Genomic DNA, 22,311 nt, shown 5'->3' on the forward strand with positions numbered 1-22,311 from the left:
AAATCCCCCTCGACCGGTGCGAATGAAGCATCGGCGAGGGGGATTTTCTTTTAACAGGTGATTAGTTCACTTTAGTAAAGCGGCCTTCAATTTTTGCCGCGATAGTACCGGCTGTGGATTTCGCATTAATGTATGTGATCGTAGCGTCAAGATCTACAGGACCAGCCTCACGGTTTGTTCCTTTCAAGAGCACCGTGTAGCCGTCGCCGCCTGTTGCCATAAAATCGTTCACGACAATCGTATAGGCTGCTGAGTCATCTAGAACAGTGCCATCGGCTTTCTTGATTTCAACAATCTTTTGGCCGTCTGGCTTGCTATCGTCATACTGATATGTGAAACCGGAAATTTGGCCAATCTTCGGGCTAGTTCCTGACCATTGCTGATTCATCAGCTCTTTCATTTGCGCGCCAGTCAGCGTCATCTTAATGAGCACGTTGCCGAAAGGCTGTACGGAGAACATGTTTCCATAAGTGACATTTCCTTGTGGAAGATCATTACGGATTCCGCCCGAATTCATGAATGCAAAGTCCGCTTTCATTACTTCGCGCATGCCATCGGCAATTAGGTTTCCTAGAGCTGATTCGCCGGAAGCGTTAGTTGTACGTGTAATGGCAGCATCCGTTTTAGTAACCGGTGCGTTCATAACTGGAGCGTTCAGCTCTTGGTACGATTTGATCATTTGTGCAATTTCTGCATCCGGCGTAACGCCTTCGCGTTTCACTTCAACGACTTCGCCTTTTGCGGAAATAACGTTATGCGTTGCACGATCGATAACTAGATCCACATCAGAGAAAGCCGTACCATAAGAGAAGGCTTCAATGACAAGCTTGCCGTCGATCATTTTGTTCAGACCGCCATGGTTGTGGCCTGCGAAGATAACGTCTACATCATCATCAACGTTGTTAGCCAGATCGACAACTTCGCCAGTTGGAGCGTCGGCTTTGCCATCGAATGGATCATGCGCCAAAATAACGATGGTATGCACGCCTTTCGCTTGCAACTCCTTCACTGCTTTGTTAACCGCTGGAGCTTGCTCGATAAAGTTAAGACCTTTTATGCTTTCAGCTTTTACGACAGAAGGCGTAATATTCGTTACGACCCCGATAAAACCTACTTTAACTCCGCCAACCTCAAGTACTTTGTAGGCGTCAAGCAGCGGTTTGCCGTTTGCATCCACTACGTTTGCAGCGACATACGGGAAGTTTGCGCCTGCGAAATCCTTGCCCGTCTTCGGGTTTTTGCCTCCGTTGATTAAGCGGAGTGCTTCAGCAGCGCCAGCGTCAAACTCATGGTTGCCGAGTGTTCCGATATCGAAGCCGAGGCGGTTCAAGAAATCAATTGTGGGCTCATCCTGCAGCATCGCGGATACCGGTGCGCTAGCACCAACCGCATCACCAGCATGCACAAGCAGCGTGTTCGGATTCAAAGCTTCGCGTTGTTTCAAATATGTGGCCAAATAATCCGCGCCTCCGAGTGTCGACACGACTTTGCCCGCTGCATCTTTTACATCTTTTTTGTAATCCAATTGTCCGTGGAAATCGTTAATGCCCAGCAATTGTACCGAAATATCGCTGATCAGCGTATGAACGACTTTCGCCGCTTCCGCACGAGTCGATGACGCTTTAGGGACAAACTTGCCTTCGCCGCGTCCGTTCATAACCCCGCGGTCAACGACGATATTCACGCCAGCTTTTGCCCAAGCACTAATTTGAGCATCGTCGGCCATTTTTTTGCTTTCTGCTACGATCGTCTCTTTGCCTGCTTTGAGTTTCAATGCGTTGCTTGCCATTACCGCCATTTGCTCACGCGTAATTTTGTCGTTCGGAGCAAATTTGCCTTTGGAAACACCGTTAACCAAGCCGTTCTCGCTTGCCGCTGCAACGGATTCCGCATACCATGCAGTCGCTGGAACATCGGTGAACGAGCTTTTGCTTTTCGCAGTCAATTTCAAAGCTTTCACGAGCAGTGTCGCGAACTCCGCGCGAGTAACGTTCGTGTTTGGCTCAAAGGTGGTATCAGTTTTGCCTGTAACGATTTGTTTTGCAACCAGCTCATTAATAGCAGGGGAAGCCCAGTGAGAAGCTGGTACATCAGTAAATAGCTTGTTTAGGTCGAGGGAGAAGATGCCGAAGCCCTTTTCATCGACTTTATCCAAGTAACGGATGTTGTTCGTCGTTTTAGCATACTCTGCCGCTTTTGGAGATGAAGTGAATGTAACCTTTACATCGCCCATAACTGGAGCAATCGACCAGTTGTTATCGATCGATGGGTTAATTTGCTTATTCGTGCTAATGTAATCCATTAAGATTTGGCGATTTTCGTCCGGCGCGTCAATAATATATTTGCTTCCTTTAACGCCTGGGAAGTTGCCGCCGCCGCCAGCACGGTAATTGTTAGTAATAACGATAAAATCTTGATTTGGATCTACCGGCTTGCCTTTGTAGTTTAACTTAATGATTCGGCTGGAAGCTGCATCATTAATCGTACCATCAACTTTATATTTAGCTGGTTTGGTAACGTCAACTTGGTAAGTTACGCCATCGATCACGTCAAAGTTATACACTTGGAAGGAAGGATTAAGCAGTTCTTGCTCTTCCGATTTGCTTGGATCGATTTGATTGAATTTGCCAGCAGACATTTCCAGCCATTCTTTCACAACAGAACCCTTAACCATAATTGCTTTAAGCGTGTTGTCGTAGAGATAAAGATCGCCTGCACTCTTAATCGCGAGCGGGCCGGCCTTAATTTCTGTGAATTCCTCAACGCCATTGCGTCCCGCCTTGAATGGAGCGCCTACGGACAAGATTGGCGTGTCCTTGTATTCGGGCAGGTTTTTCTTAATATAGTTTTCAACATACCATTTCTGTGCGTTCGTTACGATCTGAACAGAAGGGTCGTCTTGTACGAGCGCAAAATAGCTGTGAATCGGCGCTGTTGTTGTTCCGATAGGGTTGTTTGCGTATTTAATCGTTGCTTCGTGGTCACCATTCACGGCGTCGATGATCGCTTGATCGATTTCAACAAGCGGTTTCTTCGCTGCGCTATCGTAAATCGCTTTCGTGGAAGACTGGGAGCCAGCAACTTTCCATTTGCCGTCCTGTTTCTCTAGCGACAAATCGATAATTCCTAGATTGCTTCCGCCGTATCCAGCTTGCACGGCAGGCACTCCATTAATCGTGCCCTTCGCATTGTCAACGCTTGCATATACTTTGCCAGAAGCATCCTTAAATAAAGCGTCGAGCGATTTATCGTCAACTGCAGGGAATACTTTATGAGTATGAGAGAATGTAATTGCATCAATACCAGACACCTTGCTTAGAAGCAGTACAGCATCCTCAGCGTTAGTATTTGCTTGAGAGTTGCCATTAAAGCCCGTGTGCGCCATAGCAATAATAATGTCCGCGCCTTCCGCTCTCATTTTAGGTACAAATTTCTCAGCAGTTGCGGCAATATCCTTCGTAATGACTTTGCCTTCAAGCCAAGTTTTATCCCACTGTGTAATTTGCGGAGGTACAAAGCCGATAACACCGATTTTCAGCGTCTGCTCCTGACCGGATTCATCAACGACTTTTTTCGTAATAATTTTGTACGGCTCAAAGCGGTTCACATCGTTATCCGGATTCGAGTCCTTATCATCGATATATACGTTTGCGCTCACATAAGGGAAATTGGCGCCTTTAAGAGCGTTGTCCAAATAGTCTAATCCATAGTTGAACTCGTGGTTGCCTAGGGTAGCAACGTCGTAGTCAAGTTGATTCATGGCTTTATAGACGGGATGAATCTCTTTGTCTTTAATTGGAGCTACGACTGCCTTGTAAGTGCCAAGCGGCGTGCCTTGGATAAGGTCACCGTTGTCAACAAGGAATGTGTTCTTTGATTCTGCTCTAGCCGCTTTAATCAGATTTGAAGTTCTAGCAAATCCGACCGTATTGGAAACGGCATCCTTGTAATAATCGTACGGCACAAGATTGGTGTGAATGTCTGTTGTTTCCATAATTCTGAGTTTCACGCTGGTCCCGGCATCCGCTGCTGCTGCGAACATACCGTTAAACGGCATCGAGAGCACGAATAAAGTCAATGATGAGACAGCGAGCTTTCGTAAACCCTTTTTCGCCTTAAGCTGACCTTCTTGCATTCTACCAATCTTCCTCTCATGTCATAAATGTTAACATAAACATATTAGAGCAGAAGCTACTAAATTCCAATACTATATTTTCGAAATTTAATAGAACCAAGCTAATAGTAATGTATATTTTGAAAAAAGAACAAGAACAAAAAATGGAAGGATTTATAACGAAAAGCGTTCCACTTAGCAGCTTGTTTATGTTATTTTTATAGGAACAAAACCATTTCATAGAGAAGAAGGAGTGAAACGAATGACAACGCAAACAAAAGACTGGATTTTGCACTCCGTCATTTTTAACTTAAAGCATGAACAAGGCTCTGCGGAGGAACAGCAGTTTTTGGAGGATGGCGAGCGGATTCTTACTTCGATTCCGTCTGTTAAGAACTTTCAAGTGTATAAGCAAGTAAGCGGGAAAAACGATTATCGCCATGGCTTCGCAATGGAATTTGCGAATCAGGCTGATTACGATGCTTATAATGAGCATCCGCTGCATGTGCAGTTTGTAAATGAACGTTGGGTGACAGAAGTAGAAAAGTTTCTTGAAATCGATTACGCGAAGTAGGACATTCCATTGAAGATTTAGCTGAAACGACATATAATGAGCGGTATAGACTACACATTTTCGAACAAATACGAACATAATGGGAAGAGGGACTAAGGGATGAAAAAGCTTAGAGTGCTTCAGCAGTTGACGGATGCCGGCGTCGTGGCGGTATTGCGTGCGGACTCGCCTGAGGAAGTTGTAGAAATGTCACGCCGTGCAATTAAGGGCGGTATCAAAGCGATTGAAATTACGATGACAGTGCCATTTGCACTGCGTGCCATCGAGCAATTATCCAAAGAGTATTCAAGCTCCGTATCACCTGATGCTGACAACTTTGCTATTATCGGCGTCGGCACAGTACTAGATCCAGAAACGGCACGCGCTGCTATATTGGCAGGGGCGGAATATGTCGTTTCTCCAGCACTTAATCCGGATACGATCAAGCTTTGCAATCGCTATGCGGTTCCTATTTTGCCGGGTACAATGACCATTCACGAAATTCAAACGGCATTGGAGCTGGGCGTTGATATCGTGAAGCTGTTCCCTGGCAACCTATATTCACCAAGTGTGATTCCTTCTATTAAAGGGCCGTTGCCGCAGGCTAACGTTATGCCAACCGGCGGCGTATCGCTCGACAACCTAAAGGACTGGATCAAAGCGGGCGCGGTAGCGGTCGGTATCGGATCCGATCTAACGAAGGACGCTGTAAAAACTGGCGACTTCTCGCTCATTGAGAAGAAAGCCGCTGCTTATATCGCAGCATACCGCGAAGCAAAAGGACTTTAATCAAATACCTGACGGAGGCTGCCTCTGTCAGGTTCTTTTTTTTGAAATGTAAGAAAGGATATCATTTTCTCATAGTTACGTGACTAGTTTAGAGGGGGAAATCCAGCCAATGCTGAAACGAGAGCAAATTCGAATTCGTGATCCTTATATACTCGTAAATGAGCAAGAGAAATGTTATTACCTGTACGGGACAACGGATGAGAATGTATGGTCAGCTCCAGGGACAGGGTTCGATACGTACAAAAGTACTGATCTTGAGAACTGGGATGGGCCTTATCCAGCCTTCAGGCCAGCGCCGGGTTTTTGGTCGGATCATCATTTTTGGGCGCCAGAAGTGTATGTTTACGATAACAGCTACTATATGTTTGCTTCATTTAAGTCAGAGGATAAGCGGCGCGCAACACAGGTTTTAATATCGAATAGCCCCCTTGGGCCTTTTGTCCCGCTTACAGATAAGCCCGTCACTCCATCGGAGTGGGAATGTCTTGACGGTACGCTGCATATCGAAGCAGATGGAAAGCCATGGATGGTATTTTGCCAAGAATGGGTGCAGGTGAATGATGGTAAAATGTGCGCCATTCCATTGACCGCAGATTTAAAGGAAGCGGCCGGAGAGCCGATAACGCTTTTCTCCGCATCGGAAGCAGCTTGGGCCATTCCATTTGGTGATGATCATAACAACTATATAACAGACGGCCCTTATCTATATCGTAATCAAGCAGGAGAGCTGCTTATGCTTTGGTCAAGCGGTTCGAAAAATGGCTACGCTATTGGGATCGCCCGTTCAGCCAGCGGAACGATTGAAGGGCCATGGACGCAGGATGCGGAGACGCTTTTCCCGCAGGATGGTGGACACGGCATGTTATTCCGCTCATTGGAAGGACAGCTTATGCTTGCCATGCACGCACCCAATAATGAGCCGGATGAAAGAGCAGTATTTATTGAAATCGAAGAGAAGAACGGTACGCTGCAGCGCAAAGAATAACGAAGAAAAATAGGCAGCTCGAGACAAGCCAGAGGCGATGTTTGCTTTAATCACAGGCATTGCTAGGTCGAAAGGCTTAGACTTCTTTCCTATAGAAGTATATGATCAATACATATGGAATTTTAGTGTAACGGTCATATTCATAATCATGATGGGATGGGTAGTATGAGATCTACTATTATTGAGGACATGCTAACGATAGTCTCAGCAAACATTTATAATTCGGCTACACAAGTAATGAGCACGGCCTATACGATGATACCGGCAAACACGTTTTGCATCGCTATAAATGACAGAATGACAACAACCGTCTTGAGGTCGTACAATCGCGACTACATGATTTTGGATGAAGGCTTAGTCGTTGACAACGAAGAGTCCTATTGTCATTTGGTCATTGAAAAGTCAGAAGGGCCATTAATTATTAATAATAATCTGACACATCCGCTCACGCGGGATATGGATGCAACAAAGCTGGTCGGCGGTTGTTCTTTCATGGGAGTTCAGATCGTCAAAAAAAGTGGAGAAGTATACGGCTCCCTTTGCGCCTTTGACCATAACTTCTATGCTTACGACGAGAAGGAAGTAGCGTTCATGTCATCGTTAGCTGCTTTTTTTGCCAATGTTCTAGAATTGGAAGACGCAGCGATGGCGCTGCAGGAAGCTCATCATAAGATTTGTGATTTGGCTGAGGAGAAATCCAACCTGCTGGCCGTGATGAGTCATGAGATCCGTACTCCTCTAAATGGTATCATCGGGATGATCGATCTGCTCCAGTCCACTGAGCTGACCGAGGAGCAGCGTCAATATATTAAAATTACACAGTCCAGCGGTGATTCATTGCTCGCTGTGCTAAATGATATTTTATCGTATGCCAAAATCGAATCCGATCAATCAGAGCTCGTTCATCTCCCGCTTGACCTGCGCTCATGCGTCAAACAAGTTCAAGAGCTGCTCGGTCCGGATGCTGCCAAAAAAGGCATTAAGCTTCATGCGGAAGTCTGTCCTACTATACCGGATAGGGTTAGGACCGATGCTACGAAAATTCAGCAAATCATGATTAATCTAATCAGCAATGCGATCAAATTCACAAATACTGGCGGTGTAACCCTTTCTGTGGAGCAGCTTTCTTCAGAATCAAGTTATCCTTTAATGCTTGTAAAGGTTAGAGATACAGGAATCGGCATTTGTGCGGAGAAGCTGGACATGCTTTTTAAACCATTTTCTCAATTGCATATACCTGAGCGCAGCTTCGAATACAGCGGTACGGGGCTCGGGCTATCTATCTGTAAGAAACTTGCTGAGCAAATGGCTGGCCGGATATGGCTGATGGAATCCAATGAGAACGGCTCATGCTTTGCATTAGAGCTCCCTCTTATGACTGAAGAAGCGTATGTTTAGCGTGAGCAGCATGCTCAGCAAAAGCACAGTCCTTATAACCAATTTGGGAGCTTTGCTTGATTCTGAACAGGAATAGCGTTATAACAGAAACAGGGTCAAAAAAGAGAAAACACAATTGATTAAAGGAGTCGTTCAATTAATGGATTATCGTATTGAGAAGGACACAATGGGCGAGATTCAGGTTCCTGCGGATAAGCTATGGGGCGCACAAACGCAACGCAGCTTGCAAAACTTCAAAATTAGCGGTGAGCGCATGCCGATCGAAGTGGTGTATGCGATGGCTTATATTAAAAAAGCAGCCGCGCAAGCCAACGAGAAGCTTGGCGTTTTGGATGCAGCAAAATCAGCGATTATTGGTGAAGCGGTAGACGAAATCGTTTCAGGCAAATGGGATGAGCATTTTCCATTAGTCGTATGGCAAACAGGCAGCGGCACGCAAACGAACATGAACGTGAATGAGGTTATTGCTAACCGTGCGAATAACTTGCTTGCAGAACGCGGAAGCGAAGTGCGCATTCATCCGAATGATGACGTAAACCGCTCACAAAGCTCGAATGATACATTCCCTGCAGCGATGCATATTGCTGGCGTAATTGCGCTCGAGGATCGCTTGCTTCCATCTCTTGATCTACTGAATGGCACGCTTCGCGCGAAAGCGGAGAAGTTTAACGATATTGTAAAAATCGGACGTACTCATCTTCAAGATGCTACACCAATTACGCTGGGCCAAGAAATCAGCGGCTGGTACTCCATGCTGGACAGAACGCGCGCTATGTTAGTACAAAGCGTAGAAACGATGCGCGATCTAGCGCTTGGCGGTACGGCAGTTGGTACGGGCCTTAACGCTCACCCTGACTTTGCAGTTGCAGTGGCGCAAGAAGTAACGGCGCTTACAGGCAAAACATTTGTAACGGCAGAGAACAAATTCCACTCGCTTACAAGCCACGACCAAATCGTATATACGCATGGTGCCGTAAAAGCGCTGGCGGCTGATTTGATGAAAATTGCAAACGATGTAAGATGGCTGGCAAGCGGTCCTCGCTGCGGCATCGGTGAAATTTCAATTCCAGAGAACGAGCCGGGTAGCTCGATTATGCCAGGTAAAGTTAATCCAACGCAAAGCGAAGCTTTGACGATGGCAGTATGCCAAGTGATTGGAAATGATACGGCTATTTCGATGGCAGCAAGCCAAGGAAACTTCGAGCTAAACGTATTCAAACCAGTTATCATTTATAACTTCCTGCAATCAGTAGCCCTTCTTGCTGATGGCATGGTTTCATTCAACGACAACTGCGCGGTTGGCATCGAGCCAAACGAAGCGGTAATCAAACGTAATCTGGATCAGTCGCTTATGCTGGTCACAGCGCTTAATCCGCATATCGGCTACGAGAATGCGGCTGCCATTGCCAAAAACGCACATAAAAAAGGACTAACATTGAAGGAGTCGGCTATCGCGAGCGGCTTGCTTACTTCAGAGCAATTCGATGAATTTGTTCGTCCCGAGAACATGATCGGAAAGCGTTAATAAACAGCGAAATAAGAAAGGATCAGCTCTTGTCTCATGGGACAAGGTGCTGATTCTTTTTGCTGTACAGAGGTTCATGTTATGATATGGGCTTTTTATGGTATGATACGAGGGGCTGCAATCGCAGCAATACTATTCCAAAAAAGTAGGTTTGTCTCATGCATTTATTGTCTGTAGAACATATAACGAAGAGCTATGGCGAGAAGCTATTGTTCGAAAATGTAACATTTGGCGTAGAGGATGGCGACAAAGTCGGCATCATTGGTGTGAACGGCACGGGGAAGTCCACCTTTCTTAAGGTGATTGCGGGCCTAGAACAAGCTGACTCAGGCACAGTGTCGATCGGCAACCGGGTAACGGTTAGAATGCTGGCGCAGGACCCGGTATTTGCACCGAACGAAACGACGCTGGAGCATGTGCTTGGCGGAGATTCTCCACAGCTAAGAGCTGTGCAGGCTTATGCTGCGGCAATGGAAGCGATTGAGCTTAATCCAAGCGATGTAGCGCTGCAAGATAAGCTGATTAAGGCAAATCAGCTTATGGATGAATTTGATGCATGGCAGCTGGAGAGCGATGCGAAGATGGCGCTGTCAAAGCTTGGCATTAATGATTTTGAAGCGAAGGTAGAGACGTTGTCCGGCGGCCAGCGCAAGCGTGTCGCTATGGCTGCTGCTTTATTGCTTCCTTCCGATGTGCTCATTCTGGATGAGCCTACGAACCATATCGATAATGATTCCGTGGCTTGGCTCGAAGGCATGCTGCAAAAACGCAGAGGCGCATTGCTCATGATTACGCATGATCGGTATTTCCTTGATCGTGTCAGTAACCGCGTCATCGAGCTCGATAAAGGCCAAGCCCATTTCTATCAAGCAAACTACAGTCGTTTCCTTGAGCTGAAGCTGGACCGCGAGGAGCGGGAAGCTTCGACGGAATCGAAGCGTCAAAATTTGCTGCGCAATGAACTCGCGTGGATCAGACGAGGGGCAAAAGCAAGATCAACGAAGCAAAAGGCGCGTATCGATCGCTTTGAGGCGCTTAAGGCAGATGCACCGAAGCAAGCGGGCGGGAAGATGGACGTATCGGTAGCTTCGACTAGACTTGGCCGTAAAATCCTTGAAATGGAAAATGTGAAAAAAGGCTTTGGTGATCGGACGCTTATTCGCGATTTCAGCTATATTGCCGTTCCAGAGGACCGAGTAGGCATCGTCGGACGCAACGGAAGCGGGAAGTCAACGCTAATGAAGCTGATTACAGGGCAATTAACGCCAGACGAAGGAACCGTGGACCTTGGTACAACAGTCAAACTGGGCTGGTTCTCGCAAGAGCATGAAGAGATGGATCAGTCTTTGCGAGTGATCGAATATATCCGCGAGGGCGCTGAGCAAGTAAAGACGGCTGATGGCTCGACCATATCGGCGGGACAAATGCTGGAGCGTTTCCTATTCTCCCCTACGATGCAGTGGACACCGATTTCGAAGCTGTCCGGCGGCGAGAAGCGCCGCTTGCAGCTATTGCGCGTGTTAATGAATGCACCGAATGTGCTGCTGCTCGATGAGCCGACGAATGACTTGGATATTTCCACACTTACAGTGCTGGAGGATTATCTTGACGATTTCCCAGGCGTGGTGTTCGTTGTCTCTCATGATCGTTATTTTCTTGATCGGACAGTAGACAAGATTATCGCGTTCGAGGGCAATGGCGTTATTGCACATCACACCGGCAACTATTCGGATTACCAAGCGTTTGTTGAGAAATACGGCTCTGGAACTACGCCATCAGCGGTTGCAGCCGACACAGCCGTTGCAAAAGCGGCTTCGAGCGCAGAGGTGAAAAGTGCAGAAGCGGCTGCGAAACCCGCGGTTAAGGGACGTACACTCAAAATGTCCTACAAGGATCAAAAGGACTTTGAGCAAATCGATGGCTGGATTGAGGCTGCGGAAACCGAGATCAGCGAAATCGCCTCACGCATGGAAGCTGCAAGCAGCGATTCTGCTCGTCTCCTAGAGCTGGCAGCAGAGCAGCAGCAGCTGGAAGAAAAGCTGGAAAAGCTAATGGACCGCTGGGCAGAACTGAATGAATTGGCTGAGCAAATTGCTGCCCAGAAGTAAACGAAACCGATTTAACCTAGTTGAAATAGAAAGGCGGCATTGTTCATGAGCAGCAATGAGATTCGTAATATTTATTGTATCGGTCGAAATTATAAACTTCACGCTTTGGAGCTTGGCAATGAGGTGCCTGATAAGCCGCTCGTGTTTACAAAGCCGTCGCATGCCATTGTTCCAATGGCAGGCAACACCGTAGATCTTCCCGGTAATGTAGGCGAGGTGCACTTTGAGCTTGAAATCGTACTGCGGATTGGCCGTGCTTATGAGCCGGGCATCGATCCAGAACAATGCATTGACGGCATGGCGCTTGGTTTGGACTTAACGCTTCGTGATGTTCAGTCCAAGCTGAAGGCTAAGGGACAGCCATGGCTTGCGGCCAAAGGGTTTAAAAACTCAGCTCCGCTTGGTGAATGGCTTCCTTACCCAGGTGCAGCGGCTCTTGCTGAAAACGAGTTTGTGCTCTTGCGAAATGGCGAAGAGGCGCAGCGCGGCAAAGCCAGCGATATGTTATTCAGCGTATCGGAGCTGATTCAATTCGTAGGAGAGCATTACGGGCTTGGCCCCGGCGATCTTCTATTCACAGGAACTCCAGCAGGAGTGGCTGCTTTGCATGACGGTGACCAGCTGCAAGCATTATGGGCAGGTACAGCTGTAGGTAGCTGCGGCGTAAAGCTTGTATAAGATCATTTGATTATCATTTCGCGGCAACGAGTTTGTTTAGCGAACATCCATAGATTTGTATGAAAAGACAGTTCTTCCCTACTTGGAAGAACTGTTTTTTTATGCAACAATTTATTTAGGGGAGTGTGAGTGAAGGATGAAAGTCGTATGGATTGAGGATGAGCAGCAGCTGCTTCAGGAATGTGCTGATTATTTGCGGAAAGAATCGGTGGAGGTTTATGGCGCTTCCTCATTGACCGAGGCGGAGCCGCTCATTAAGCAGATGAATCCGGATTTGCTGCTAGTAGATTGGATGCTGCCCGGTGGAGCAAGCGGAATAGACATTTGCAAGCGTAATGAAAAAGAGTGGAAGCTTCCCTTCATTATGGTTACAGCCAAGGGTGATGAATTCGATAAGGTGCTGGCACTGGAGCTTGGCGCGGACGATTATTTGACGAAGCCGTTTGGGCTTCGTGAACTAAGTGCGAGAATTAAGGCGGTTATGCGCAGAGCAAGCAAGCATGGTGAGCCATCCCTTCCTGCGCCTGATGAATCGATTATTTATAGAGGCCCGCTCATGCTCGATCAACAACGCTTCACAGCTGTGCTCAATGAGCACAGACTTGACTTAACCCGTACTGAATTTTTGCTGCTGTGGAAGCTCGCGGCAAATCCAGGCAGAGTGTTTACACGAACACATTTGATGGATGAGGCGCTTGGCGACGGTTTTCTCGGTTATGAGCGAACGCTCGATTCACATATTCGTAATTTGAGGCGTAAGCTGGAAGGCGGCGATGAGAAGCGTGAGCTCATTCAAACCGTGTATGGAGTTGGCTATCGTTTTACGGAGGAAGTACTGTGAAGAGCTATAGCAGTACAAGCATGCAGCGTGAGAAGCTTAGATTAATTTACATATGTATGATTGCTGTCGTTGTTGCGTTTATTTGTACCTTATGGATGATGAACAGCATCGATCGGACTGAGCTTAAGAAGACGCAGCTGTTTTGGAATGGATACGCTAAGCTATTTTATGAGTCGACGGGAAGCTGGATCGGGCTTGAGGATCGTCTTCAGCATGATCGTTATATGACTTCCGGACACAAATCGCTGTCGATTATCGTTTATGACAAAGATGCAATGACTGAGATAGCCACGCTGGCCATTAAGCAAAATACGGATAAAGACGCGCGGAAAATAGCCGTACTCTCAAATGGCTCGATTGTCGGGTATACGCAGGTAGCGACTACAGCTCAGAAACTCATAAGTATGAGAATGGTACTGCCGCCGCTGTTGCTCGCTATGTTGATATACATCATTGGAATATGGGTTATTCAACGCTCGCACAATGTTTCAAAACAAACGGAGCGGCGAATAGCGGCGTTAATTTGGGAGCGAGCCTCTTTATCAGCAAATAATCATATAGACGGGGACAAGCATCTTACGGATGCTCTCGATCAAATAGATGAGCTTGTGCAGCGCGTAGAACGCTTAGAAACGGTTAGGCGAACGATGGTAGCTGACATTGCTCATGAGCTTCGAACGCCGATTGCAGTCATGCGGACGCAGTTGGACCATGCCATTCATGAGGGATTGCCGCTGCCACTAGCGCGTACTGTATCGCTTCATGATGAGACGCTGCGTCTCACTAAGCTGGTTAAAGATTTACAGGAGCTGTCGCTAGCGGAATCTGGCCATTTGTCCTTAAGCAAAAGCTGGTTTTCACTTACCGCGCTAGCTGCGGCGGTTGCTGAGACGCTTGTCGTTCAATCGGATGAACATACGATACAGGCAACGGTACATATGGAGCATGATATTCGCATTTATGCGGATGAAGCAAGGATCAGGCAAATTATTATTAATTTGATTGGGAATGCGCTGCAGCATGCACGCCATGAGCTGCGAATCGAGCTCAGCTTAGAAGCTGGATATGCGGAATTGACGATTATCGATGATGGTTTGGGAATCGAAGAGGAGGAGCTTGCTTTTGTTTTTGACCGCTTTTACAGAGGAGCTGGGCAAGCTAGAGCAAGCAAACGCGGCTCAGGGCTGGGCCTTGGGCTCGCTATAGCGAAGCAATTCGCGCATGCCCACAGCGGAACGCTTGAAGTGTCGAGCAGCTATGGCAAAGGAGCTGTGTTTACATTAAGCCTCCCCATCATAAAAGACTAGCCATCTGCACAAGTTCTGCATATTTGCTCCATTAAGAATGCATATCGATTTGATAAAGTGATAGCATTCAATGGAACAAGGGGTGAGATTTGAAGAGATGATAAAGATAAAGGAATTATGCAAGACGTATGGCAAGGGAGAAGCAGCGGTCAGAGCGCTGAAGGACGTATCTTTTACAATTACTAAAGGAGAAATGGTATCCATTACGGGTGCCTCCGGTTGCGGCAAATCAACGCTGCTGCATATTATGGCTGGCATCGAGTCCAGCGATAAAGGTGAAGTATGGATTGGAGACGCGCCCATCCATTCATGGGAAGACGAAAAAATCGCTAAGCTGCGGCTTGCGAAGATGGGGTTCGTGTTTCAATCCTATCATCTCATACCGGTGCTGAATGCTTGGGAGAATACGGCGCTGCCGCTTATTGCCGCTGGCAGTGATGCCAATAAGGCCAAAGAGAGAGCGCTTGAAGCGCTCAAAGAGGTTGGGCTGACTGATAAAGCTAATCAATATCCTAATCAACTATCGGGCGGTCAAAATCAACGAGTTGCTATCGCTAGAGCTATTGTGGGGCGACCCGATATCATTTGGGCAGATGAGCCTACAGGCGCGCTTGATACGGAAACGGCGGATCAAATCATTGGAATGCTGGAGATGCTCAATCGCCATTACCACACAACGGTCGTTATTGTGACGCATGATCAACAAGTAGCTAACCGAACATCACGCACCATTCGATTGCAAAACGGACGTGTTATTCATGATGGGGGCGTTTCGTCATGCTAACGGCTAGTCTTGTATGGCGAATGGCGCTGAGTCATTTGAGAAAACAATGGAAGCAGACGTTAATCACGATAATGGCAGGGGCCATCGGGGCCATGCTGATCGCCATTAGTGCTGTAAACTATGAATCGGTCGAGCGAAGCGGGGCAGCTTGGATTGAGAAGCATCTAGGCCCGATCAACTGGAAGCTTACGCCGGAGAAGCTTAATTCTGAAGGCTTCTCAGCGCAAGAGGCTGCATTTTTAGTAGACTTCTCACGAAAAAGCGACTATACAATTCTTCCCTATGTGAAGGCCGAAGCGGCTGTTTTTGCTGAGGATACTGATACGGGTGAACAATCCATTCTAAAAAACATGCTGTTTATGGGCTTCTCCATGGAGGAAGCTGCTAGGTTTGATCCTGCATTTGAAGACTTATGGACGAATGGCTTGACTGACGATGAGCTTATTATTAACCGTGACATAGCCTTGCTTCTGCATGTTGAAATCGGTGACACGCTTAAGGTTTCTGTCTCAGGTAAGGATAAGTTATTTCGCATTCGTGCGGTAGTAGAGCAGCGAGGACTCACTGGCTACCAAGAATATGGTGCATTTGCCGGTACCATAATCGGGACGGAGCAAGCTGTGCGTCAACTGTCTGGCCAAGCTGGAGATGGCTATGAGGCTATACTGGCGGGAAACTCTGATCCATCTGTAAACTTGGGCGGCATGTTTTTTGTTTCAGGCCAAACGTACAAAGTAGAGAATTTGAAAAGCAAATATAAAAATGAAGTTGATGATATGAACTATTCGATCATTATTGGCATGATCAGTATTGTAGCCGTTATATCGAGCATACTGTTTATGCGGCAGGTGCTGGTCATGATTGGAGATTCCAGGCGAGAGATGTACGGTATTCTACGAGCGATCGGATTCTCGCGAGACAATATATCTGCGATGTTCATGGTTGAGGCGCTCTTGCTGTCAGTGGCTAGTGCGCTGCTTGGTACGCTGATTGGGTTGTCTGGCGGTTATGGATTGATTCAATTTTTTTATAGCTTCTATGCTGCGGACCTATCTCAAACGGTTGGTCTCGTTGTGCCGATTACAGCTCATGTTTCAATCCTAACAGCAGCAGCTGTATTCGCAGCAACCTTGTTATTCCTTCTTTTCATTTCTGGATTAACAGCTCGCAAAGCAAGCAGATTCAATATTGTTGAAGCGCTACGAGGGCCTTCAGCTGACAGCGGGACCTTGCGAGCGAAAGGGTGGAAACGAACGCGAAACCGCTGGGTAATCGCTGCGGGTTTATCCGCTACTTGTGTTCATTTTATATTTGCATTTATCGATCCGCCTGAATTAACGAATGACAATATGCTTACCATTGTGCTTACTTGGATAGCATCCGTGTTTACAGTGTTATTTATCGCGCTTAATGTAGTGGGGAAGATGACTGTCCCGCTGCAAAAGCTGCTGCGGCTTATTGGTGTTCCGCCGATATCCATGCTCCTTGCTGTTAAATACCCGAATCAACATAAAGGACGAACGTACACAGCAGCGCTTTTATTTGCACTTGTTATGATGTTGATTACATTTTTGGTTGGCATTACGCAGCTTATACAAGCTAGTGGGAATGTTGATCGCATAAATCAAACCGTCTTAGGTTTTGGTGGTTATGCTGTATACCAATCTGAACTGGAGAAGGATAAAATTGAAGCGGTTGCCGCTGCTGACCCGTTGATACAGGAGCATATGAAGGGGAAAGTTGTCGTGGAGCCTTATATGCTTAGCATGCAGGAGAATGGCATGGCTCAAGCTATTATACCCGTTACGAAGGAGCTCCTGCTTAATAACAACTTTGCATTAAATGCACGATCGCCAGAGTTCTCAAGCGATGCTGAAGCATGGCAGGCTGTACTGAATGATCCTGCATATGTAATCCTGCCTGACTATTATAAAGAGAAGTTTCCTAAGCCATTATTAAATCTGAAGGCAGGCGATAAGATTACGCTGCCTGTATATAAGAGCAAGCTCCGATCGAGAGAAGAAGCTTGGGTTCCCGAACAGAAACGAGATTTCATTATCGCTGGTTTTTCAAATAACGACGCAGCTTCCGGATTAATAGATTTCTATGGCACAACCTTGATGAACAAAAAAGTTGTAGATGAGCTTCGTCCGCTTGGTCACAAATGGCCCAACCAAACCGATCTTGGCTTCGTTTTATTCCAATTTGATTATAAAGACATTAAGCTGGCTAAGGAGCTGGAGGAAAGATTTGCACTTGAAGGCGTGCTGGCCTTTCATGTACCTTATGTACAAAATACAGCGGAGCAATTGATTAATAAACAAATTGGTTATGGATTCATAGGTTTTACGGTTATATCCGCTCTTATTGGTTTACTAGGGCTTGCGATTATTTTGTTTAGAGCCGTGCGCGAGCGGAGCAAACAGATCGGAATGATGCGCTGCATCGGCGTTCCTGGCAAGTCCATATTTTGGATGCTGTTTATCGAGGGTTTTGTTATAAGCTTGATGGGTTTGTTGTCAGGCTTAGCGATAGGCCTTAGCGGGGTTCATATGTTTGTCGAGAGTGTGAAAGAGGATTTGAAAGGCGATAAGTCTGCTCTACTATATGAGTATCCATTCGATATTGTTTTTCCCATTATAGCTGGCTTGCTGCTGGCCTCTCTTCTCATTAATATTACGCCAGCTAGAGCAGCACTCAAGCTCAAAGCGGTTGATGTTCTCAAAATGAGCAGCGATTAAAATGGATGTATCAGGCTAGAACACTAAGCAAATAAAGGAGCTTCGACAGTGAGTTTACTGCCGAAGCTCCTTTTTGCATAGGACGAGCAACAATTATTTGCCATTAAAAGCGGTAAGCATCCATACATGCTTCTCAAGTGTCGTATGAATAGCAAGGAGCATGTCGGCTGTTGTTTCGTCGTCAGCCTTTTGTGCGGCCTCCATGCTGTCTTTCAGTTCACCGATTACGGTTGTAAAATCTTTAATCAATTGCTCAACCATTTGCGTCGCATCTTCTTTATTGGATGCTTCTTCAATGCTTGAAGTTTTCAAATAATCTTTCATGGTTGCGATAGGCGTACCCTTCACGGCAAGCAAGCGTTCAGCGATTTCATCGACATGAAGCGCAGCTTCTTCATAAAGCTCTTGGAATTTTGCATGCAAAGTGAAAAACTGGGAGCCTTTTACGTACCAGTGATAATTGTGCAGCTTGATGTAAAGTACGCTCCAGTTGGCGATTTGGCGATTCAAATGTTGTTGTACAGTTGTAGGTGTTGTCATAATGATCATCCTTTCTGATGGTAGTTTGCGCTATTTGCAGTCAGTGAATACAAAAATGGAAAGGTTGATTGCAAATTCTAAATTAAATTAGACTAACTCCTTTTTTATAATTATTACAAACTAGAAGATGTCTGTCAATATGTATACACCATTTTGTTAGAGTTGAAACATCTTATTGGCATTGAAGCTCATTTTTCTTTTTATTACGAAGTAGAAGAGGCCATCTAACGGGAAAAAATAGAGCGCTTACAAAATAATGATTGACAGAAATATACAGAATAAAATATAGTATGAATTATTAAATGAAACGTTTAATCAATTATTTATTAAATTCATATATCCCCTAATATAAACTCTTTGTTCATAAGTTTTTAACGTGAATGAAACGTTTAATTATTGTAAAGGTGGTTCGTCATGAGTCAGGAACGAATAACGATTAAAGATGTTGCTAAACGCGCAAAAGTATCAATTGCTACGGTATCCAACGTACTGAATGGAACAGGCAGAGTAGCGCCTAACACGGTTCAGTCGGTTCAAGCAGCTATCGCTGAGATGAATTTCACGCCAAGCATGTCCGCCCGCAATTTAAAGGATAAGAAATCATCGCTAATAGCGGTCATTGTCCCTTTCTTGGAGAAAGGCAGACTGCATGACAATCCGTTTTATTGGCAGCTTGTTACGGGCATAGAAGAAGGGGCACGGAACGAGAAGCTGCATGTCCTTCTTGTCGGGGTAGAGCCGGATGAAACCTTTTCATTCGTTCGTGAACGCCATTTGGATGGTTTGATCATTATTGGCGTATTTGAGGGTTCACCGATATACAAGCGGATTTTAGATTTGAATGTGCCTTGTGTGTTTATGGATAGCTATTTAAAAAACGATGAGCTGTACCAAGTTGGGTTGGATGATGAGCTTGGGGGTTATATCGGAACAAAACATCTGCTATCACTTGGACACCAGAACATCGCATTATTGACTGGGACACTGCTCGAAGAAGGCGTTAATCATAGACGGTGGCTAGGCTATAAGAGAGCGCTGGAAGAAGCAGGAATGACCTACCAAAGCGACCATGTTTTCGAGGTTCCTACCTCCTCCATTGGCGGTTATCGCACGGCATCTCAAATCGCTTCAAGAGGACAGGAGCTAACGGCTGTATTCGCTTTATCGGATGTTCTCGCTATTGGACTAATTAAAGGCTTGCATGATCTTGGTATCGTTGTGCCGCGTGATGTGTCCGTAATGGGTTTTGACGATAATCAGAACAGCCATTATATGGTGCCCGGCTTAACGACCGTTCATCAGGATATTGTGCTCAAAGGACAGACGGCTGTGAAATTGCTGACTGCACAAATGGATAAGGATGCTGCTATCGATCGCAAGGTCGTAATTGGAGTCGAGCTGACCATTAGGCAAAGCACAGCAGTAAAGAAATGAACAGAAGCAGCACGAAAAGCAGCAATCTATGAAGGGGGTGATGACAAACTTCTAGGAGCCTAGGTGAAATAATGCGTCTAAACGAAGGGTATTTTTTGAACTAGGCAATAAATCTGCATTTCAAAATAGTGGGGAGTGTTGAATGGATGAAGGTTATAGGGAAAAGGTTAGCTTTGTTCGTATTAGCAGCAGCACTTGTATTGCCGGCAATTAGTGTTAATCCAAGAGAAGCAGAGGCATTAACCGCATCGTCCGCGCTTAGTCCAGTTACGCCAAAGGATACGGTGTATCAAATTATTACGGATCGATTTTATGATGGCAACACAAGCAATAATATCCCTGCTGGCTCCTCCGCTGCTTTATTTGATGATGCGAATGGCGATGGCAAAGGGGATGGCAATGATTTAAAGCTTTATCAAGGCGGAGATTGGCAAGGGATTATCGACAAAATTCCTTATTTGAAAAATATGGGTGTAACAGCTGTTTGGATATCCGCACCCTACGAGAATAGAGATACTGTAATCGAGGATTACCAGCCGGGCGGAAGCATGAATAAATGGACGAGCTTCCATGGATATCATGTTCGCAATTATTTTGCGACGAATCAGCATTTTGGGCTGATGAAGGACTTTGAGAATCTCCGTGATGCTCTCCATAATCAAGGAATGAAGCTGGTCATTGATTTTGTAACGAATCATACGAGCCGCTGGCAAAACCCGACTAACGGCAATTCTCCAGAAGACGGCAAGCTCTATGAGCCGGATAAAGACGCAAGCGGCAATTATGCCTTCAATGCTGCTGGCAACCCTTACGATTACAACAACGATGGCAAAATAGAAAACCTAATCGCCGACCCGAATAATGATGTAAACGGCTGGTTTCACGGATTGGGCGATCGCGCAGGCGACAATTCTCGTTATGGCTTCCGTCATAAGGAACTCGGCTCACTTGCAGATTTCTCGCAAGAGAATGCCAATGTAGTTGCGCATTTGGAGAAGGCAGCGACGTTCTGGAAATCGAAGGGCGTTGATGGCTTCCGCCATGATGCAACGCTGCATATGAATCCTGCATTTACGAAAGGTTTAAAAGATGCCATTGACTCCGCTGCAGGCGGACCGCTCACTCATTTTGGTGAATTTTTTATTAGCAGACCTGACCCGAAATATGATGAATTCCGTACCTTCCCTGACCGTACGGGCGTTAATAATCTTGATTTTGAATATTATCGTTCTGCAACAAATGCTTTCGGCAACTTCTCCGAGACGATGTCTACTTTCGGTAATATGCTGACACAAACGAGCGCCGATTATTCCTATGAGAATCAAGCGGTAACATTCCTCGACAACCACGACGTTACACGGTTCCGCTATATTCAATCGAACAATAAGCCTTATCACGCTGCGCTCGCAACGCTTATGACATCACGTGGAACACCAAATATTTATTACGGTACGGAGCAGTATATGTCCTCCGCGGACAGCAGCGATATTGCTGGCCGTTCATTTATGCAGAAGGCGGCTGCTTTCGATGAGACGACAACTGCTTTCAAAGTGATCAAGAATCTATCGGCATTGCGCCAGTCCAACGAAGCGATCGCTTATGGTACAACTTCCATCCTGTACAGCACAGACAATGTTCTCGTTTATCAGCGTCAGTTCTACGACAAGCAAGTGATTGTCGCTGTAAATAGACAGCCAGATATTTCGTATACGGTTCCTGCAATCAATACAACGTTGCCGGTAGGAACATACGCAGATGGATTGTCCGGCCTGCTTATGGGCGCGTCGAATACGGTTACGAGCGTATCAGGTCAAAATAAAATTTCCAGCTTCACGCTCTCAGGCGGCGAGGTTAACATTTTGGCATACAACCCATCGCTTGGCACTACCGTTCCAAGAATCGGTGATGTTGTTTCTACTTCAGGACGCCCAGGCAATACTGTTTATATTTACGGAACGGGCTTAGGCGGTACGGCTACCGTGAAATTCGGTACGGTTGCTGCAACGATCGTTTCCAACAATGATACGTTTATCGAAGCTGTCGTTCCAGCTGTAGCTGCCGGTTCAAGCAGCATTACGGTTACGAAAGGGACAAATGTCAGCAATAGCTTTACTTATGAGGTACTGTCGGGTGATCAGGTACAGGTTATCTTTAAGGTTAATGCCACAACGACAGTTGGACAAAATATTCATATCGTCGGCAGCATTCCTGAGCTTGGCGGCTGGGATGCAGCTAAATCGACGGAAGCGATGATGAATCCGAACTATCCCGTATGGTTCCTGCCAGTAAGTGTGCCGAAAGGGACGACCTTCGAATTCAAGTTCATTAAGAAGGACAGTCTCGGCAATGTCATCTGGGAGAGTGGAACGAACCGCTCGTTTACTTCTCCTGCGAGTTCGACAGGCACGTCTGATACTGCCGTCTACAATTGGTCTTGATGTAAATCAGCAGCGCGGAATTTAAGCATAAAAAACCCCGACGGTTCAAGCAACCGTCGGGGTTTGATGTATTTGT

At 46.2% G+C, this 22,311-nt stretch carries 15 protein-coding genes; 13 read left to right on the top strand and 2 right to left on the bottom strand.

The genetic code is table 11. The features are described from left to right. Window positions 1-61: 61 nt before the first annotated feature. Window positions 62-4,135, bottom strand: a complete 4,074-nt coding sequence (locus BK120_RS17700; protein ID WP_076268813.1) for a bifunctional 2',3'-cyclic-nucleotide 2'-phosphodiesterase/3'-nucleotidase — start codon at window positions 4,133-4,135, stop codon at window positions 62-64. A gap of 241 nt (window positions 4,136-4,376) precedes the next feature. Between BK120_RS17700 and BK120_RS17705 the strand changes: the two genes are divergently transcribed. The 11 genes from BK120_RS17705 (at window position 4,377) to BK120_RS17755 (ending at window position 17,823) form a co-directional block, all read left to right on the top strand. Continuing rightward, window positions 4,377-4,688: a Dabb family protein gene (locus BK120_RS17705; protein ID WP_076268814.1), complete on the top strand. Its 312-nt coding sequence runs from the start codon at window positions 4,377-4,379 to the stop codon at window positions 4,686-4,688. Between the two features lie 99 nt (window positions 4,689-4,787). Further along, a complete protein-coding gene (locus BK120_RS17710; RefSeq protein WP_076268815.1) occupies window positions 4,788-5,456 on the top strand; it encodes a bifunctional 2-keto-4-hydroxyglutarate aldolase/2-keto-3-deoxy-6-phosphogluconate aldolase in 669 nt (222 codons plus the stop codon). Window positions 5,457-5,565: 109 nt separating this feature from the next. Continuing rightward, window positions 5,566-6,441 (top strand): glycoside hydrolase family 43 protein, encoded by an 876-nt coding sequence (locus BK120_RS17715; RefSeq protein ID WP_076268816.1) that lies wholly within the window; start codon window positions 5,566-5,568, stop codon window positions 6,439-6,441. 165 nt (window positions 6,442-6,606) lie between these two features. Further along, a complete protein-coding gene (locus BK120_RS17720) occupies window positions 6,607-7,839 on the top strand; it encodes a GAF domain-containing sensor histidine kinase (protein WP_076268817.1) in 1,233 nt (410 codons plus the stop codon). 139 nt (window positions 7,840-7,978) lie between these two features. After that, a complete protein-coding gene (fumC, locus tag BK120_RS17725) occupies window positions 7,979-9,364 on the top strand; it encodes a class II fumarate hydratase (protein ID WP_076268818.1) in 1,386 nt (461 codons plus the stop codon). Between the two features lie 158 nt (window positions 9,365-9,522). Next, a complete protein-coding gene (locus BK120_RS17730; RefSeq protein ID WP_076268819.1) occupies window positions 9,523-11,472 on the top strand; it encodes an ABC-F family ATP-binding cassette domain-containing protein in 1,950 nt (649 codons plus the stop codon). A 45-nt stretch (window positions 11,473-11,517) separates the two neighbouring features. After that, window positions 11,518-12,150 carry a fumarylacetoacetate hydrolase family protein gene (locus BK120_RS17735; RefSeq protein ID WP_076268820.1) on the top strand — a complete coding sequence of 211 codons (633 nt, stop codon included), beginning with the start codon at window positions 11,518-11,520 and terminating at the stop codon, window positions 12,148-12,150. A 136-nt stretch (window positions 12,151-12,286) separates the two neighbouring features. Beyond that, the gene (locus BK120_RS17740; protein WP_076268821.1) at window positions 12,287-12,991 is read left to right on the top strand and encodes a response regulator transcription factor; all 705 of its coding nucleotides are present in this window, start codon (window positions 12,287-12,289) and stop codon (window positions 12,989-12,991) included. Further along, on the top strand, window positions 12,988-14,298 hold the full coding sequence (locus tag BK120_RS17745) for a sensor histidine kinase (RefSeq protein ID WP_076268822.1): 1,311 nt from the start codon (window positions 12,988-12,990) through the stop codon (window positions 14,296-14,298). The genes BK120_RS17740 and BK120_RS17745 overlap by 4 nt, the downstream gene beginning before the upstream one ends. Before the next feature lie 97 nt (window positions 14,299-14,395). Next, the gene (locus BK120_RS17750) at window positions 14,396-15,082 is read left to right on the top strand and encodes an ABC transporter ATP-binding protein (protein ID WP_076268892.1); all 687 of its coding nucleotides are present in this window, start codon (window positions 14,396-14,398) and stop codon (window positions 15,080-15,082) included. Then, window positions 15,076-17,823, top strand: coding sequence for an ABC transporter permease (locus BK120_RS17755; protein ID WP_076268823.1), 2,748 nt, complete (start codon window positions 15,076-15,078; stop codon window positions 17,821-17,823). The genes BK120_RS17750 and BK120_RS17755 overlap by 7 nt, the downstream gene beginning before the upstream one ends. A gap of 93 nt (window positions 17,824-17,916) precedes the next feature. On the opposite strand, the gene BK120_RS17760 is transcribed toward BK120_RS17755, so the two are convergent. After that, on the bottom strand, window positions 17,917-18,363 hold the full coding sequence (locus BK120_RS17760) for a Dps family protein (protein WP_076268824.1): 447 nt from the start codon (window positions 18,361-18,363) through the stop codon (window positions 17,917-17,919). Between the two features lie 414 nt (window positions 18,364-18,777). Here BK120_RS17760 and BK120_RS17765 point away from each other — a divergent pair, with 414 nt between their 5' ends. Together BK120_RS17765 and BK120_RS17770 are read left to right on the top strand one after the other, a co-directional pair. Then, window positions 18,778-19,797 carry a LacI family DNA-binding transcriptional regulator gene (locus tag BK120_RS17765; RefSeq protein WP_076268825.1) on the top strand — a complete coding sequence of 340 codons (1,020 nt, stop codon included), beginning with the start codon at window positions 18,778-18,780 and terminating at the stop codon, window positions 19,795-19,797. Window positions 19,798-19,943: 146 nt separating this feature from the next. Continuing rightward, window positions 19,944-22,235, top strand: a complete 2,292-nt coding sequence (locus tag BK120_RS17770; protein ID WP_076268826.1) for an alpha-amylase family glycosyl hydrolase — start codon at window positions 19,944-19,946, stop codon at window positions 22,233-22,235. The last annotated feature ends 76 nt before the right edge of the window (window positions 22,236-22,311 follow it).

The sequence above is a fragment of the Paenibacillus sp. FSL A5-0031 genome, assembly GCF_001956295.1.
Classification (GTDB): Bacteria; Bacillota; Bacilli; order Paenibacillales; family Paenibacillaceae; genus Pristimantibacillus.

What these genes read in the sequence shown, in the direction of transcription:
- BK120_RS17700 (WP_076268813.1), bottom strand. Translation starts at nt 4,135, where the DNA reads ATGCAAGAAGGTCAGCTTAAGGCGAAAAAGGGTTTACGAAAGCTCGCT.
- BK120_RS17705 (WP_076268814.1), top strand. Translation starts at nt 4,377, where the DNA reads ATGACAACGCAAACAAAAGACTGGATTTTGCACTCCGTCATTTTTAAC.
- BK120_RS17710 (WP_076268815.1), top strand. Translation starts at nt 4,788, where the DNA reads ATGAAAAAGCTTAGAGTGCTTCAGCAGTTGACGGATGCCGGCGTCGTG.
- BK120_RS17715 (WP_076268816.1), top strand. Translation starts at nt 5,566, where the DNA reads ATGCTGAAACGAGAGCAAATTCGAATTCGTGATCCTTATATACTCGTA.
- BK120_RS17720 (WP_076268817.1), top strand. Translation starts at nt 6,607, where the DNA reads ATGAGATCTACTATTATTGAGGACATGCTAACGATAGTCTCAGCAAAC.
- fumC (WP_076268818.1), top strand. Translation starts at nt 7,979, where the DNA reads ATGGATTATCGTATTGAGAAGGACACAATGGGCGAGATTCAGGTTCCT.
- BK120_RS17730 (WP_076268819.1), top strand. Translation starts at nt 9,523, where the DNA reads ATGCATTTATTGTCTGTAGAACATATAACGAAGAGCTATGGCGAGAAG.
- BK120_RS17735 (WP_076268820.1), top strand. Translation starts at nt 11,518, where the DNA reads ATGAGCAGCAATGAGATTCGTAATATTTATTGTATCGGTCGAAATTAT.
- BK120_RS17740 (WP_076268821.1), top strand. Translation starts at nt 12,287, where the DNA reads ATGAAAGTCGTATGGATTGAGGATGAGCAGCAGCTGCTTCAGGAATGT.
- BK120_RS17750 (WP_076268892.1), top strand. Translation starts at nt 14,396, where the DNA reads ATGATAAAGATAAAGGAATTATGCAAGACGTATGGCAAGGGAGAAGCA.
- BK120_RS17755 (WP_076268823.1), top strand. Translation starts at nt 15,076, where the DNA reads ATGCTAACGGCTAGTCTTGTATGGCGAATGGCGCTGAGTCATTTGAGA.
- BK120_RS17760 (WP_076268824.1), bottom strand. Translation starts at nt 18,363, where the DNA reads ATGACAACACCTACAACTGTACAACAACATTTGAATCGCCAAATCGCC.
- BK120_RS17765 (WP_076268825.1), top strand. Translation starts at nt 18,778, where the DNA reads ATGAGTCAGGAACGAATAACGATTAAAGATGTTGCTAAACGCGCAAAA.
- BK120_RS17770 (WP_076268826.1), top strand. Translation starts at nt 19,944, where the DNA reads ATGAAGGTTATAGGGAAAAGGTTAGCTTTGTTCGTATTAGCAGCAGCA.